At 42.3% G+C, this 14,825-nt stretch carries 14 protein-coding genes and 1 pseudogene; 9 read left to right on the forward strand and 6 right to left on the reverse strand.

Annotated elements, in window-relative coordinates; translation table 11 throughout:
• Positions 1–58 precede the first annotated feature (58 nt).
• Positions 59–850 carry a ribonuclease H1 domain-containing protein gene (locus tag VTAP4600_RS18685; protein ID WP_102524306.1) on the reverse strand — a complete coding sequence of 264 codons (792 nt, stop codon included), beginning with the start codon at positions 848–850 and terminating at the stop codon, positions 59–61.
• Between the two features lie 55 nt (positions 851–905).
• Entirely contained in the window at positions 906–1,628 is a 723-nt protein-coding gene (locus VTAP4600_RS18690) for a pyridoxamine 5'-phosphate oxidase family protein (RefSeq protein ID WP_102524307.1), read from the reverse strand.
• A 95-nt stretch (positions 1,629–1,723) separates the two neighbouring features.
• On the opposite strand from VTAP4600_RS18690, the gene pdxR reads away from it, so the two are divergent.
• The 3 genes and pseudogenes from pdxR to VTAP4600_RS18705 all read left to right on the forward strand — a co-directional run bounded on the left by pdxR (position 1,724) and on the right by VTAP4600_RS18705 (position 6,570).
• Complete coding sequence (gene pdxR, locus VTAP4600_RS18695; RefSeq protein WP_102524308.1) at positions 1,724–3,154, forward strand: MocR-like pyridoxine biosynthesis transcription factor PdxR; 1,431 nt, start codon at positions 1,724–1,726, stop codon at positions 3,152–3,154.
• A gap of 221 nt (positions 3,155–3,375) precedes the next feature.
• Positions 3,376–4,826 (forward strand): annotated as a pseudogene (locus VTAP4600_RS18700) (tryptophanase).
• Positions 4,827–5,238: 412 nt separating this feature from the next.
• A complete protein-coding gene (locus VTAP4600_RS18705) occupies positions 5,239–6,570 on the forward strand; it encodes a methyl-accepting chemotaxis protein (protein ID WP_102524309.1) in 1,332 nt (443 codons plus the stop codon).
• A gap of 42 nt (positions 6,571–6,612) precedes the next feature.
• Here the strand turns inward: VTAP4600_RS18705 and VTAP4600_RS26750 are convergent, their stop codons facing one another.
• Together VTAP4600_RS26750 and VTAP4600_RS18715 are read right to left on the reverse strand one after the other, a co-directional pair.
• Entirely contained in the window at positions 6,613–6,831 is a 219-nt protein-coding gene (locus tag VTAP4600_RS26750) for a GNAT family N-acetyltransferase (protein WP_102524310.1), read from the reverse strand.
• 20 nt (positions 6,832–6,851) lie between these two features.
• Complete coding sequence (locus VTAP4600_RS18715) at positions 6,852–7,103, reverse strand: hypothetical protein (protein ID WP_102524311.1); 252 nt, start codon at positions 7,101–7,103, stop codon at positions 6,852–6,854.
• Between the two features lie 798 nt (positions 7,104–7,901).
• On the opposite strand from VTAP4600_RS18715, the gene VTAP4600_RS18725 reads away from it, so the two are divergent.
• The 5 genes from VTAP4600_RS18725 to VTAP4600_RS18745 all read left to right on the forward strand — a co-directional run bounded on the left by VTAP4600_RS18725 (position 7,902) and on the right by VTAP4600_RS18745 (position 12,401).
• The gene (locus VTAP4600_RS18725; RefSeq protein WP_102524313.1) at positions 7,902–8,567 is read left to right on the forward strand and encodes a winged helix-turn-helix domain-containing protein; all 666 of its coding nucleotides are present in this window, start codon (positions 7,902–7,904) and stop codon (positions 8,565–8,567) included.
• Positions 8,560–9,009 (forward strand): hypothetical protein, encoded by a 450-nt coding sequence (locus tag VTAP4600_RS18730; RefSeq protein ID WP_102524314.1) that lies wholly within the window; start codon positions 8,560–8,562, stop codon positions 9,007–9,009. The genes VTAP4600_RS18725 and VTAP4600_RS18730 overlap by 8 nt, the downstream gene beginning before the upstream one ends.
• 77 nt (positions 9,010–9,086) lie before the next feature.
• Positions 9,087–10,316 carry a DUF3440 domain-containing protein gene (locus VTAP4600_RS18735; RefSeq protein WP_102524315.1) on the forward strand — a complete coding sequence of 410 codons (1,230 nt, stop codon included), beginning with the start codon at positions 9,087–9,089 and terminating at the stop codon, positions 10,314–10,316.
• The gene (locus VTAP4600_RS18740) at positions 10,306–10,932 is read left to right on the forward strand and encodes an IbrB-like domain-containing protein (protein WP_102524316.1); all 627 of its coding nucleotides are present in this window, start codon (positions 10,306–10,308) and stop codon (positions 10,930–10,932) included. Before VTAP4600_RS18735 ends, VTAP4600_RS18740 begins: the two co-directional genes overlap by 11 nt.
• Before the next feature lie 170 nt (positions 10,933–11,102).
• Positions 11,103–12,401, forward strand: a complete 1,299-nt coding sequence (locus VTAP4600_RS18745; protein ID WP_102524317.1) for an aromatic amino acid transporter — start codon at positions 11,103–11,105, stop codon at positions 12,399–12,401.
• An 82-nt stretch (positions 12,402–12,483) separates the two neighbouring features.
• Here the strand turns inward: VTAP4600_RS18745 and VTAP4600_RS18750 are convergent, their stop codons facing one another.
• The gene (locus VTAP4600_RS18750) at positions 12,484–13,404 is read right to left on the reverse strand and encodes a GlxA family transcriptional regulator (RefSeq protein WP_102524318.1); all 921 of its coding nucleotides are present in this window, start codon (positions 13,402–13,404) and stop codon (positions 12,484–12,486) included.
• A 116-nt stretch (positions 13,405–13,520) separates the two neighbouring features.
• Between VTAP4600_RS18750 and VTAP4600_RS18755 the strand changes: the two genes are divergently transcribed.
• Positions 13,521–14,039: a cysteine hydrolase family protein gene (locus VTAP4600_RS18755; protein ID WP_102524319.1), complete on the forward strand. Its 519-nt coding sequence runs from the start codon at positions 13,521–13,523 to the stop codon at positions 14,037–14,039.
• An 89-nt stretch (positions 14,040–14,128) separates the two neighbouring features.
• On the opposite strand, the gene VTAP4600_RS18760 is transcribed toward VTAP4600_RS18755, so the two are convergent.
• The gene (locus VTAP4600_RS18760; RefSeq protein ID WP_102524320.1) at positions 14,129–14,743 is read right to left on the reverse strand and encodes a LysE family translocator; all 615 of its coding nucleotides are present in this window, start codon (positions 14,741–14,743) and stop codon (positions 14,129–14,131) included.
• Positions 14,744–14,825 lie beyond the last annotated feature (82 nt).

Genomic DNA, 14,825 nt, shown 5'->3' on the forward strand with positions numbered 1-14,825 from the left:
ATAGTTGAGATGACCAAATGCAAAAAACCGTCACTCATGATGACGGTTTAGTGTAATTTTACCCCCTTCTGAGAGCGAGTAACCCTGCTACATCTATCTCTTTGGTGAAGCGAGTAAAATCGGTTTCCTTGGCTTCAATGGCGAGTATTGACATACGATCAGCCAATTCATTGCCTTCGACACCAACGTGCCCATTCACGTGATGGATCGCGATCTTAGGTTCGATCTGTAAATACAATGCATACATGATCTTTATTAGTTCTAAGTTCTTGATCTCCCCAGTCGACTTCTTCCAACCTTTGGCTTTCCAACCTTTAGCCCACGTTGTCATACACTGAATCGAGTAGCTTGAGTCACTGTATATTGCAACGGTTTTACCATGTTCGATGAGCGCTTTAGCCAAAATAAATGATTGGTGCAGCGCATTCAGCTCAGCGGTATTATTGGTTCCCATCGCTTCATACATGCCATACCAAAGGGCATCGACTTTATTATCACGATACACCGCCATCCCTGCGCCCGCTTCACCAGGGTTAGGCTCACACGCACCATCGGTATAGATTTTATACTCGTAAGGCATTTGGGCAATTTTTTCATCAGTCAAAGGCGACGATTTCGGCTTCTTTTTCGAGAAAGAGCCTGCTTTAGCACCCGACCCACTCGGTTTGCTCGCCGAACCACTAAATGGCGTTGTTGATGCTTTGCCAAACGCTTGCTCTGCTTCGGCTTGAGTCGGAAACGATTTGTATCGAGCACCCGCAAATTGATCAACTTGCGCTTTACAATCTGCCCAAGAAGTAAATATACCGGGTTGTCTGCCTTTCCAAACTACATAAAATTTTTTCGCCATTGGTAACCTATTGCATTGTTAATCTGCTATTGCAAGGCCGCCAGTATCTCACTATTCACGCTTCTCGACACCACCCTTCACCATATGCTTGGCTGTAATCAGGGGTTTCTATTTCAGGATTTAAATCGTCTGTCGCTTTTAACGGGCCTACCACGGTTCTGTAAGGTAAATACCCGGCCCACGTTGGTAGGTTCATGTCCGCCAAATCGTCACTCACGTCGACATTGCTTATTTTAACCGATGCTTCGGTCAGCGGCATGGCAAGCAACATGGTGGCATTCAGTTCTTTCTGGTTACTTAATCTCGCTTCATCCGTTCTGCCCGGTGCAATTTGTTCCACGAAGTGATTCAACAAGCGATCCTTTTCTTGGTTATCGTCAACAACGTCAAACGCCCCAAACACAACCGCTGAACGGTAATGGGCACTGTGATGAAAAGCCGACCGTGCCAATACCCATCCATCAAACAGGGTGAACGTTAAACAAGTTTGCACACCTTTTTTTAAGTTCCTCAACAAGCGGCTGTTATTGGCTCCATGGATATAAACTTTATCTTCAACACGCCAAGCCAACATTGGGATCACAATTGGGCCCGACTCTTCAATAATTGCCATATGGGCAATCAGACTTTCATCAATGATTTGATTCAAAGCTTGTGGGTCAAAACTGGCTTTTTTTACGTTTTTCTTAATTGTACTTCTGCTCGTGCTAGAAAGTTGAATATTAGAAGCTGGATTATCCGTGTCTGGATTATTGGTGTTATTCGTCGATGAATTCATGGCTTGTCCCTAATTATCATTACCTGTTGATTGCAATATAGCGGCATACTGGTATGTTTTTTAGAACCAGTTTATTTAAATAGTTAGGGCCAGTTGTGCAATTAATCGATATCGGTGATTTAAAGCTAAGTGATGAAAAAGGCTCAAGACAAGGCAAGCTGTTCAACGCCATTAGAGATAAAATTGTTCACAACCTTTGGCCTAAAGGAGGAAAACTTCCATCAACACGTAAACTCGCGACTGAGCTATCGCTTGGAAGAAATACGGTCACTTCTGCTTATGAACAACTTGTTGCTGAGGGATATCTAGAAAGTCGCCAAGGCTCTGGTTTTTACGTTGCAGTCGAATTGCCCGAACACTACTTACCCGCTCATTCTACGAACAAAAAGACGGTTAACCTCGCCTCGGCTCAAGACATCAACCGTCCCTTCGCACCAGGCGTGCCAGACTTAGCCCAGTTTCCGGTCTCAAAATGGCAAAAGTTATTACAAAGACATGCTTCAAGAACCGTCCTACTGGGTAATCAAGATGTACAAGGGAGCCCTGAACTTAGAACCGCTCTTTCTGATTACCTTGCCACCAGCCGTTCTGTCATTTGCAATCCAAACAGAATCATTATTACTTCTGGTGCACAACAGGCGTTAAGCATCGCTTTAATGGCCGTGATGCAAAAAAACGACTCGGTTTTGATGGAGCAACCCGGTTATACCCAAATGCGAAAAATCATCGATTTATTGGGGCACCAACTGCGCCCCGTAGACGTTACTCAGCCGTTTCACGAACAACTCGACACCATATTGAAAAGTGATGCGCGCGCACTCTATATTACCCCCAGCAACCAATACCCAATGGGCACTTCATTAAACATTGAGCAACGGCTTCAACTTATTGAATGGGCTCACTCAAATAATCGATGGGTTATTGAAGACGATTACGACAGCGAGTTTCAATTTGCGCACCGCCCTTATACCAGTTTACAAGGATTGGCGGGGCAAATGGGTCGAGATGAACACGTCATTTATATTGGCTCGTTTAGCAAAACCATGTTTAACGGTATGCGGGTGGGCTACATGGTCGTCCCTGAATCACTTGTTTCACGCTGTTTAATGATAAAAGACGCCATCACAGGGGACTCCCCGCCACACACTCAAGCGGCATTAACCGACTTCATTTTAGAGGGGGATTTAATACGCCACATTCGCAAAATGCGCCGTTTGTACAAATCAAAACACCAACAAATGGTCACGTCGATAGATACCCACTTCGGCTCTTCAGTAAACGTCATAAGCCAAGCTGCAGGTCTGCACGTGACATTAAAATGGACCAACGGCATTAACGAGAAACTCTGGGTAGAACGCGCTCAAGCGATTGACATCATTATGCGCCCTCTACGCTATTACGAATTAGAGCATGGGCCCTCAAGAGAGTGGCAAAGCGTAATACTAGGGTTTGGCAATATCGCACTTAAGTCCATTGATGAGAACATCAAAAAACTCGCGGATGTGTTTCACGCGAACTCCGAGTAATAACGAAACGGTCTTAACTGCACTCCCCTTAATAAAGATTGTTAAAATCTCCGTTATTAATAATCTTTATTAATACATTATTTACAATGAATTTAGTTTTCTCGCCGCCCCTTTAGGCGCATCGTTTATCTGTGCTTAACTTTTTGTCTTGTCACAATATTTCACCTTTGTGGCGATGCAGTTTTCACATATTAATTAATGCAACTCTAGGAGCAACACTTATGTCTGGATCGGAAATTCACCGTAAGAAATCTATTGTGGACTCACACTACCTACCTGAACCATACAAAATTCGAGTCGTCGAACCACTAAAAAGGACGAACAGAGAAGAACGAGAAAACGCACTCATCGAAGCCGGATATAACCCCTTCCTGCTAAATAGTGACAAAGTCTTTGTTGATTTACTCACAGACAGCGGAACCGGCGCGATTACCCAAGAAATGCAAGCGGCAATGCTAAAAGGTGATGAGGCCTATAGTGGTAGCCGCAGTTACCGAACCCTAAGCAAAACAGTTCAAGACATCTTTGGATATCAATTTACTATCCCGACTCACCAAGGACGCGGAGCGGAACAACTTTATGTACCAACACTCATCAATAAACGTGAACGAGATAAAGGCCTCGAACGGGATAAAATGGTCGCTATATCAAATTATTTTTTCGATACTACGCAAGGGCATGCCCAATACAATGGTTGTCGAATACAAAATGTCCCCTCCCCCAACGCCTTTAATACCGAAGTCAAAGGAGACTTTAAAGGCAACTTCGACTTAAATTGGCTGATCAAAACCATCGAAAAAGTGGGAGCCAAAAATGTACCTTATATCGTCAGTACGATTACTTGTAATTCAGCCGGTGGGCAACCCGTTTCGATCGAAAACTTAAAGGCTGTTTACGAGATCGCACAAAGCTATGACATACCGGTTGTAATGGATTGCGCACGCTTTGCGGAGAATGCTTACTTTGTTAAACAAAGAGAAGTCGGTTATACCACGTGGACAATTCAAGAGATAACCCACGAAGCATTTAAATATGCCGATCTCTTTTCTATGTCAGCAAAAAAAGATGCGCTTGTCCCTATGGGAGGGCTACTTTCCTTTAAAGATGATCGCTATCTCGATGTGCAATTGGAATGTAAAACCCTATGTGTGTTACTTGAAGGCTTCCCCACATATGGTGGCCTAGAAGGCGGTGCGATGGAGCGCTTGGCGGTCGGCCTCTATGATGGAATGGATTACGACTGGCTTGCCTCTCGTGTTCAACAAATCGAGTACTTAGTCAACGGGTTAGAGTTTAACGGCATTCCTGCCAACAAGCAGGCGGACACGCTGCATTTATTGATGCTGGAGCATTATTGCCTCATATTCCGCCGGAACAGTTTCCAGGACATGCATTGGCTTGCGAGCTCTATCTGGTTGCAGGAATTAGAGGAGCCGAGATTGGTTCACTATTGCAAGGGTGCGATCCTGAAACAGGCAAACAGTTACCCTGCCCTGCAGAGCTACTTCGGTTAGCCCTTCCAAGAGCGACTTACACCCAAGCACACCTAGACTACGTCATTGCCGCTTTCAAAGAGGTTAAAGATCGAGCATCGTCTATTTCTGGCCTGAAATTCGTCTACGAGCCTAAAGTTCTAAGGCACTTTAACGCAAAGTTAGCCCCTATCTCATAACTTAACATCCTCCTCAAAATCTGCTTTTGAGGAGGTTTTTCATCATGCCACAGAAACGCTAACTTTGATTAATTACACATAATTAAATACGAAACGCCTCGACCTTTTAATATTATAAGTTGATGTACTATTTTGACTCTGTGCCTCTTTAGGGAAAGGATGAAGCGGTTATCAGATGATCAGTCCCTCTCGATCTCCCCATACAATCGAGCGTCGCTGATCTCTGTTGCCCACTGCTTGCTGTCGTCCTATTTTTTAATTTTAATCTATAGCGAAACTCGTTATTTCGTTATAAGCATACTTTCACGAAGTGCATATTCGTTCGAGAAAAAGGAATAATCTATTTTTAAAATTATTATGCCCCTTTTAATTCGACCAACTAGCAATCATTTAATTAGGAAATGGTGGCCCCATGCCCTGGAAAAATTTACCACTCACAGCGCAAATCCTTCAGCCCGCATTCATTGCACTCAGTTTGATGGTGTTAGCAACCATCGTTTCTCACACTATGCTGACAAGCGCTTTAGAGAAAGCGGAAGCTTCACACATAATGTTAATCGAGTATGAGAACACGTTCGGTGAGCTTGAGAAATTGGAACAGAAAGCGAGTGCCTCTCTCGCCATCGTTATGGAGCTGGTACACAAGACAAAACGGGTACTGATTGGAACAACAGGGATCGCAATATTGATGGCTCTGATTAGCAGCATTTGGGTTTCAAAACGTATTAAGTTCCATATTGTGACCCTAAGCCAGATCATCGGAAAAATGGCCACAGGGGAAAACTCCAGAGACAACGTAACAAGCCAAACTCAAGATGAAATAGGTGTGTTTTGTTCTTTGAATCGATATACCAATACCACCTTAGATATTTTCGAAACCCTAGAAATTTTCGAAACCAATGTGAATGACTACAAAACCCTCGCCACAAATTTCGCTCATTTAACCACTCAATCCACAGACTCGTTAACCGCTTTAGAGTCGGGGCTGATACGCCAACAATCCGAGATACAGGCCACTTTATCCTCATTTTCAAGCGTCAAAACCACTTCTGAGCGAGTTGAGAAAGACTCTGAAGAAACCATATTATACGCAGAAAAAGGGGCGATTATTGCTCAAGCTGGTCTAGAATCCGCCCTTGCTCGCGCCATTTTCTCAGATGAACTGACCGAAGAACTCAATCGAACAGTGGAAATAGCGAAAAATTTGCAAAACCTATCGACCAGAGTCAGCGAGTTTCTAGAATTAATAGAAAGCGTCGCAAAACAAACCAACCTATTGGCACTCAATGCAGCAATCGAAGCATCCAGAGCTGGCAGTCAAGGCAAAGGGTTCTCCGTCGTCGCTGATGAAGTTCGACTCCTTGCGCAGAAAACATCACAAAGCACCGTGTCCATTCAAGAATTAGTGAATTCATTACAAGAGGGGGCAAATGAAGCCGTAAACTCCGTGCATACCTGTTTAGAAAAAGTGGTTGAAAACGCTTCTCTAGCCAACCTAAATACCGCTGATATGCAGACGCTGTTAGAAGGGATTGAAGCAATGATCGAGAAAAATCGCACTATCGCTCATTTTGCCAAAAAACAGCGGGCATCGATGACATCGCTTGATACCAAACTCCATCAGATCAATATCTCTTTGGATAAAAATCTACTTTCTCTGCAACAATCTGTCGAAGCGACTTCTTTTTTATCCAAGCTCGCGGAACATCAACAAGACAAATTATGCTTTTTCAAGACACATTGATTTACCATCTTGCTACCTCACAGCTGAACGCTGTGAGGCCCTCTATTTTTTAGTTAAATGAGCAATACCTTTAATATCACTTCTGTTTGACCATTGATTTAACGCGCCAATTAAAAGCTTGCCCAAACTCATCCTTTGATAAGAAGGTGAAACAAAAAATCGATGGATGTATAAATGGTGACTGTTTTTCACCAGCTTAAGCACTTTCGGGTCTAACCCGTTTGTTTTTGTTACTTGTTCAGCTATCAGTAAAGCGACCAAGTCTTTGTTTGTATTTTGCTCTAAGACACAAAAAAGACATTCTCATTATCCAGTAGCTGCTTGTACTGAGCACGCCCCGGAGCCACATCAAGACAAAACGGCTTCCTTTGTCGGAGGCAATATCGAGACACCTTGGTAGACCAATAACTGAGCTTCTTGTAAACCAAACACTGATGCTGAGCTTGTTCTAAGCACAAATTACGTACCGAGCAGAAGTCAGCGACCACCGCTTTACGAGCACTAACAGAGCCAACCACCCTCAATTGATTCATGCCGCTATTCCTGTCGCTTAATATGACTATAAATGCTATCAGGTATTACGTTAACCAAAGAGTAAGTTAATAGTAAATAATCATAAGAAAACCGACTTTCGTTATAATAGCTTTCGTCATGATAAAAACGATCAGAAAAATAATTAATTAACCATTAATAACTACAAAAATCAATAAGTTCAGCAATAATAAAATTAATAATATTCACGATGAGAGATGCCATTTATGACGACGTTAATTTGCAGGTCCATGCAGTCCTTTTTAGATCTGTGCGACAATAAATTGATTCTCAATATCAATGTACATTGCACGTTTCCCACCAAACACACCAAATGGATGAATGAGTATTTTTTAAAAAAAGGTGGACATGAACTTTCATTCAGCCCTGAGAGCCTATTCGTTCACTCAATTGACCGGGAGTCTTGATAGGTAACCAGATAAAGTGCAATGCTTCCCCTTTCTTTATCTATCTATTTACCCCCTAAAAAATCAGAAGTAACAATACAAAAACCACGCCAAAAAAATCAGATCATCATATTTATTTTAATTCACTCAATTTATCACCTTAAAAGACTGAAACTAGTCTCAGAATTATCTTAAATATCAAGAAAAACTTCCGTCGCTCCGCTTTACATTTCATATAAATTATATAAATTATATAAAATAACCCTACAAATTTATCAATAAATAAACAAAGATAACAAGCGCACAACGATGATGCTGTCCGCTCTGATGCATAGAGCGGTTCTTACAAACGGAAATAGTCCGATTCGATAAAACAGTAGTGAGGAATGTCCAATGAGAAGAACTGAGCCATTGATGCACTTAGAGGTTCCCGTAGGAGACTATGTACTAAAAAGAACAGACGTCAGCGCTGAACTTGTCCTTGGCAACGGTTCATCCTTCTCTATCACCATTCCTGAAAGTTGCATACTCAACAAATTATTGCAAAACGAAAATAAAGTGGTCACTAAAGAATCCCTTATTCTAGAGGCTTGGGGATGTGCTGATATCATTGGACCAAATTCACTTCCAGTCGCGATAACGAACTTGAGAAAAATATTGAAACTTGCCAATGTGACGATTGTGAATATTCCGAGAAAAGGGTATCTAATCGAACTCCCTGATGTCTATATTAATGCGCCAGTCGAAAATTCATCACACAAGGTTCAAGTTAAAAGCGACCCGACAGAGCACTCACTAAAATATTCTTCTAAACAAACAAGCCATGATTACATTTCTTCATTCTCATTTTACTCATCGCTCGTAATTATTATGTTTTTGTTGTACGTCTTATTTTACATCAAGCTATCATGGGTAGAAGAAGAATGCATAATGTTTGACGAAGGCTCCGTCTGCTTTATAAAAGGCAATGGCCCGAATATGACGACCATCAACAAACAAAAGGGATCGTATTATTTTTCTCAATCGACAGGGATGATTAAGGATAGGTTATATGATTAGAAAATACACAGTAGTTTGTTCAGGTATATTAAGTGTGATCATGATAATACTGGTCTCTTTTTCTTTTATCAATGGTACAACCTGCAAATACACCTTATCAATAAACACAACTGAACGGGAAACATTCCTAACTTGTTATCGCGGTAAAGTTGTTGCCTTACACTCTAATATTAATGGTGATTTAGTATCAGAATGGAAAGTGGAAGCGAGACAGTTCATTTTTCTTGATCAACTCATTTATTTTGTTTATTCGAGAGAAATGATCGTCGACGATAGAAATGAAGGTCCAAACGACAAATTCAATAGAATCTCTTCTGGATATCGCTTCTTGTTCTACCGATATGAGAGAGAAGGCGATGACATTATGCTTATGCAAGAATTTCCAGAGCAAACCATTATCTTCGGGAAAATAACGGGCAGGTTAAGTTACTTTCAGAAATAAATTAGTGTTTATTTATTTGTACTGTCTAAGCCAAAAACTCAATCTGAAGGAAACTAAGCTAACTAACCGTACTTCTTATGAAAACAAAAGCCAAGGTAACTCTTGATTACAACGTCCTTGAAGGAGCGAAGCGTCGCATTTCCTACATTTTTGACCATTTCAACCACTTCTACGTTTCCTTCTCTGGTGGTAAAGACTCCGGTGTCTTACTCAATTTAGCCATTGAAGAAGCAGCGAAAAAAAACCGCCTTCCCGTGGATGTACTTATTGTTGACTTTGAAGCTCAGTATCAAGAAACCCATGCCTTTATCGAACGAATGGTTCTAACGGGAAAGGTAAAGCCGTACTGGATTTGTCTGCCACTAAGCCTGAGAAACTCAACCTCGCAGTTTCAACCTAAATGGTTATGTTGGGATGCGTCAAAAACATCTCAGTGGGTCAGAGCAATGCCGCAAGTCAATGGGGTAATATCGAATCCAAATTACTTTTCTTTTTTTTATTCTGGCATGGAATTCGAAGACTTCGTTTTCGAGTTTGCGCACTGGTTTAAACAACAAAAAAATGAGCCCATCGCGGTTTTAATCGGATTGCGCGCCGACGAATCTTTACACCGTTTCAATACCATTAAAAATCGTCATAAGAAGAAGTTTAATAATAAGTTTTGGACCACTCAAATGCAGCCCGACATCTACATGGCCTATCCACTGTACGACTGGAAAACTCAGGACATTTGGATTGCAAATGATCGTTTCCAGTGGGATTACAACAAAATCTATGAATTGATGCATAAGGCGGGAGTTCCTCTTTCTATGCAACGGCTCTGCCAGCCCTTTGGCGATGAACAAAGAAAAGGATTGTGGTTATATCAAATTTTAGAACCAAACACGTGGCAAAGGTTAGTCGCCAGAGTCGAGGGGTGTAATTTTGGTGCGCGCTACTCCAAAGAACAAGGTCGAATTCTGGGGTATTACCGATTCCAACTCCCCCCAGGCCTTAGCTATCGGCAATACAGCAAATACCTGTTAAAAACCATGCCCCCTCATATTGAACAGCATTATCGAGAACGTATTTTTAAGTTCTTGTTATGGTGGCGAAAAAACGGAGAGCAAAAAGGCATTACATCCATTCCCGATTTTGCGGACAGCAAGTTAGAATCCCGAAAGCAGGTCCCAAGCTGGAGGCGAATCTGCAAAGTCCTCATAAAAAATGATTACTGGTGTCGTGGGCTCTCTTTTGGTTACAACAAATCTGTTGCCAAGCAGTATCACGCACTCTATGGAGAAGGAAAAAATACAAATGGAAAATGAAACCCTACAAAATTCCCTATCATTTGAATCAGATTTGACGAACAATCAAAACTATATTGATGAAAAGGTAAAAGTATTTAATACCATTGTCGACTTACTCAATAATCAGATTATCGCTCTGCCTCCTGCTTGCAAAGTGAACTTACTTCCAATCCACAAAATTCACGCAAATCACTATAACCCAAACAAAGTCGCCCCTCCTGAGGCCACACTGTTAAAACACTCTATCGATCAAAGTGGCGTCACGATGCCAATCTTGGTCAATCGCCTTAGAGGAATTACTGACCAATACATTCTGATTGATGGATTTCACCGATATCAACTTCTTCTAAACAATCCTGAATTGCAATCCATCCCGGGTTACATTCCTTCTGTGGTGTTAACCCTGCCAGAACAAGACTGTATTTCCACTTCGGTTCGACATAACTTAGCCCGTGGTTCCCACCAAGTAGAGCTCACGGCAAATCTTGTTATTCAACTTAGAGAAATGGGATGGAGCAATAGCAAAATTTGCGCAGAACTTGGGATGGATCAAGACGAAGTATTGAGAATGCAGCAAGTAACAGGACTCGCGGCAGCCTTTAAAGATCAAGACTTTTCCATGTCCTGGAAATAGGGCGTTTAATGGCATCATTAGGCGAGCAACGCAATGAATTACCTGTTCAATATTTATACTAAATTAACACTTAATTACTGTTTTACTTATGTATTCAGACGATAGTATTCCAGCTCCATCGCGCTCAAAGCGCCTCATCGTCACTACAAAAACATGACAGGTAAAATACTATGGAAAGCACAGAAAAAGGGAATATAAAAAATAAAGCGATAGACAAATTACAATCAGAAAATCCGCCCTCCCTTGTAGGCGGCGCATGCATTGTTGCTTGTATTTGTGTCGGTGCGGGGATGCTGGGCCTACCAGCTGCCGGAGCAGGGTCTTGGACACTCGGAGCCATCGCGGCTTTGATATTTACGATGGTAGTCATGACAGCAAGTGGCTGCTTACTTCTTGAGGTACTAAAAGACTACCCATATCGCTCTTCATTTTCTTCCATTACGAAAGATCTACTCGGTAAAAATGTCAATATTCTGAATAATTCGATGATCTACTTTGTTGGTGGGATTTTACTTTACGCCTATATCACATCTTCTGGATTGATCATTAACGGATACTTTGGAATTAACCCCAAAATTGCTTCCATTATCTTTGTATTGGTCTTTTCATTGTTGGTCTGGCATTCCACCAAAATGGTCGACCGAATATCAATAATATTGATGTTATTTATGATTCTCAGCTTTAGCTTTGGGGTTGCTGGCCTCTGGTTTAATATCAAGCTAGGCGTGCTCTTTGATTCTTCCCAGCTCAGTGTTGAATACTCAAAATACATTTGGGTGTTTTTCCCGGTCGCATTAACATCGTTTGGCTATCAGCACAGTGTTTCAACATTACGTGATTATTACTTGGAAGCAAGGCGGGCGCAAAATGCCATCGTAGGCGGAATGCTCATCGCTTTATTTATTTATATCATGTGGTTAGTCAGCATTTATGGCAACTTGCCAAGAGCCGATTTCACGGCCATCATCGCGTCTGGTGGTAATATCGATAGCTTATTAAGCAGCCTTCGAAGTGTGTTGGAAGAAGAGTCGCTATCAACGATAATCAGCGCATTTTCAGCCGCCGCCATTTTATCCAGTTTCATTGGCGTAGGGCTCGGGGTCTTTGATTTTTTGGCTGACCTATTTCAATTTGAATCTTCACCAAAAGGGCGCGGCAAAACTTGGGCTGTGACGTTTCTTCCGCCGCTCATATTCTCTTTGTTATTCCCATTTGGATTCTTGGCTGCGATTGGCTATGCCGGGTCTGCGGCGGCAGTTTGGGCATGCATTATTCCCGCCCTTTTGGTGCGAAAAGCGAGGCAACTGAGATCAAAAGAAGGGCAAGATCTCGTTGGAAATACAGAACAATATCGGGTACCAGGCGGCAATTGGGTTCTGGCTGGTGTCGCCATTTATGGGCTAAGTATCGTTATCATTAGTTTATTAAACATATTGGAATTACTGCCGACATTTACTGGCGTTGAATAAACGCATCGAGTGAAGCCGCAGCATCATGTTGGCTTCACCTACCTCACCACAAACATCGTTCGCCAAACCAAGGTTAATTAAGCTAATTTCTTGTAAACCTCGTACGAAATTCTTTTGGTGTCAGTCCCATGGTTTTGATGAAAATCTTCCGGCAGGCGCTAGCATCTTCATAGCCGACTTTGTTGGCAATGGTTTCAAACGAAGCTTGTGTGCTCTCTAATAGATCACACGCTTTTTGAATTCTTAACCTCTGCAAATAACGATTCGGATTATCACTGGTGGCTTTTACAAAACGACGCTGCATTGTTCTAAGCGTTAAGTTGGCCTGAGCGGCAAGCGATTGAATCGTTATATTCTGCATGTATTGCACATTCATGATCTGCTGAATTCGAACAATGGGCTGATCACCGTGCAAAAGAGAGGGCGTGAATTGTTGATAAAAACGTTGTTCCCTCGGAGCGGTGTCTACCACCAGTTGCTTTCCAAGCTTTCTCATTACATTGGCATTAGTGTACTTTTTAATTAACTCAAAGCCCAAATCCACCCAAGACATCATGCCACCAGCGGTGATCACGTCTCCATGATCAATCAGGATTTCATTACTTTTAAGTTCTATATGAGGAAAGGTCTGATGAAATAGCTCCGACAGGCCCCAATGAGTGGTCACCGCGCGCTTATCAACCAAAGACGTTGCAGCTAAGATAAAAGCCCCCGCGCATGCCGAAGCTATTGTGGAACCCTGCCCATGCTGGGTAATTAGCCATTCGAGATCATTAGAATTCGCACTAAGATACGCTTGGCTTTGTAAACTAGGCGGCAGCAAAATAACGGCAAACTTTTGGTCAATCGGTGGCGGAGTTTCGAAGATCACAGGCATAAACTTGGTGCCCAATTTCTGCTCATCACAAATTTGATTCGCTAAAAAAAACATTTCTTCTAACCCGTATATGGCCGATTTTAAGGCATTGGTGTAGTGGTAAATACCGATTGAGATTCGTTTCATGCAGAGTACACCTTTGTCGCTTTTGACTCATAATATGTCATTTTAGACTCTTAAGCACACTCCTATCTTTGGCGATAATCATTCTATCGAACACAGCCTCTATTTAGGAGATCATAATGAACAAGAAAGCACTCATCGTCATCGATTTACAAAATGACTATTTCGCAGGTGGTAAATTCCCATTGTGGAATACCGAACAAACACTGACTAATGTGAAAACAGCCATCGAGCTCGCCAATAGCCAAAATATACCGGTTATTCATGTCCAACATATTGCTGATCCATCTAACGGTGTCGCTCCTTTCTTTAATCAAGGCAGCGTCGGGGCCGACATTCATCCTGAAGTGTTGGCACTAGCGCCTAACGCAGAAGTGATCATTAAAAATTTTGCTGACGGATTTGAAAGAACCAACTTGGATGAGGTTTTACAGCAGCATAATATTGAAGAATTAATGATTTGCGGCATGATGACCCAAAACTGTGTTGCGCATACTGCCATCTCACCTGCAGCAGACAAGTATTCGGTGTCTATTTTGGTGGATTGCTGCACAACCGTCGATGAGATGATCCATAACATCGCTCTGCATGCGGTCTCTCCCCGCGTCTCGCTTGTCTCAACTGAACAGGCACTTTAGTACTCCTACACCAAGGGACTCTATACACCAAGGGGCAATCAACATTGATTGCCCCTTGCTCGATCTCTCTATTTCAAGACGAAAATACGCTATATCGTCACAACAACACGAACGGCAAGCAGTATTAAGAAGACTCCTGACAAACGGTCGATCAATACGGCTCGCGCTCTGATCCGCTCAACCACACGAGAACTGGACAACACCAAAGTAATCAAGGTGTACCACAAGCCATCTAATAATAGTGGCGTCGCGACAATGATAAGCTGGTTGCTTAATTCATTTCCTAGAGCCACAAATTGACTAAATAGAGCAATAAAGAACAGAGCAATTTTGGGGTTTAATATTGAGATCAAAAAACCTTCTCGTGCCGATTGCATCACACTGGTCTCTTCTCCCCCACCTAGCTTAGCCGCAACACCGCCTTTTGAACGAAGCGCATTCACACCAAGGTAGGCCAAGTACACGGCGCCCGCCAAGCTGATCGATTTAAACAACAACTCGCTTTTCTGCAAGACAACCGCCAAGCCAACCAAACTGATTATTGCGTAAATACCAATTCCTAGCGCATGAGCCCAAGCCGCGGCGATCCCATTTTTTCGCCCTCCAGCTAAAGAATGTTTAGCGACAACGGACAAACTCGGGCCTGGTGACATCGCACCTAAAAGGCACACGATAAAAAGTGACAACCAAACTGTTAACGTCATAAAAAGCTCTCCTGTTTGAGCCTAATCTACCAACAGACGAGCCATGAAAGGAAATCACATTTACTCATGAAGGTCATGATTT

Origin of the sequence: Vibrio tapetis subsp. tapetis, assembly GCF_900233005.1 — a bacterium.
Classification (GTDB): Bacteria; Pseudomonadota; Gammaproteobacteria; order Enterobacterales; family Vibrionaceae; genus Vibrio; species Vibrio tapetis.

Excerpts from the sequence above, each read along its gene's own strand:
- VTAP4600_RS18685 (WP_102524306.1), bottom strand. The coding sequence starts at position 850 with ATGGCGAAAAAATTTTATGTAGTTTGGAAAGGCAGACAACCCGGTATA.
- VTAP4600_RS18690 (WP_102524307.1), bottom strand. The coding sequence starts at position 1,628 with ATGAATTCATCGACGAATAACACCAATAATCCAGACACGGATAATCCA.
- VTAP4600_RS18705 (WP_102524309.1), top strand. The coding sequence starts at position 5,239 with ATGCCCTGGAAAAATTTACCACTCACAGCGCAAATCCTTCAGCCCGCA.
- VTAP4600_RS18715 (WP_102524311.1), bottom strand. The coding sequence starts at position 7,103 with ATGAATCAATTGAGGGTGGTTGGCTCTGTTAGTGCTCGTAAAGCGGTG.
- VTAP4600_RS18725 (WP_102524313.1), top strand. The coding sequence starts at position 7,902 with ATGAGAAGAACTGAGCCATTGATGCACTTAGAGGTTCCCGTAGGAGAC.
- VTAP4600_RS18730 (WP_102524314.1), top strand. The coding sequence starts at position 8,560 with ATGATTAGAAAATACACAGTAGTTTGTTCAGGTATATTAAGTGTGATC.
- VTAP4600_RS18735 (WP_102524315.1), top strand. The coding sequence starts at position 9,087 with ATGAAAACAAAAGCCAAGGTAACTCTTGATTACAACGTCCTTGAAGGA.
- VTAP4600_RS18740 (WP_102524316.1), top strand. The coding sequence starts at position 10,306 with ATGGAAAATGAAACCCTACAAAATTCCCTATCATTTGAATCAGATTTG.
- VTAP4600_RS18745 (WP_102524317.1), top strand. The coding sequence starts at position 11,103 with ATGGAAAGCACAGAAAAAGGGAATATAAAAAATAAAGCGATAGACAAA.
- VTAP4600_RS18750 (WP_102524318.1), bottom strand. The coding sequence starts at position 13,404 with ATGAAACGAATCTCAATCGGTATTTACCACTACACCAATGCCTTAAAA.
- VTAP4600_RS18755 (WP_102524319.1), top strand. The coding sequence starts at position 13,521 with ATGAACAAGAAAGCACTCATCGTCATCGATTTACAAAATGACTATTTC.
- VTAP4600_RS18760 (WP_102524320.1), bottom strand. The coding sequence starts at position 14,743 with ATGACGTTAACAGTTTGGTTGTCACTTTTTATCGTGTGCCTTTTAGGT.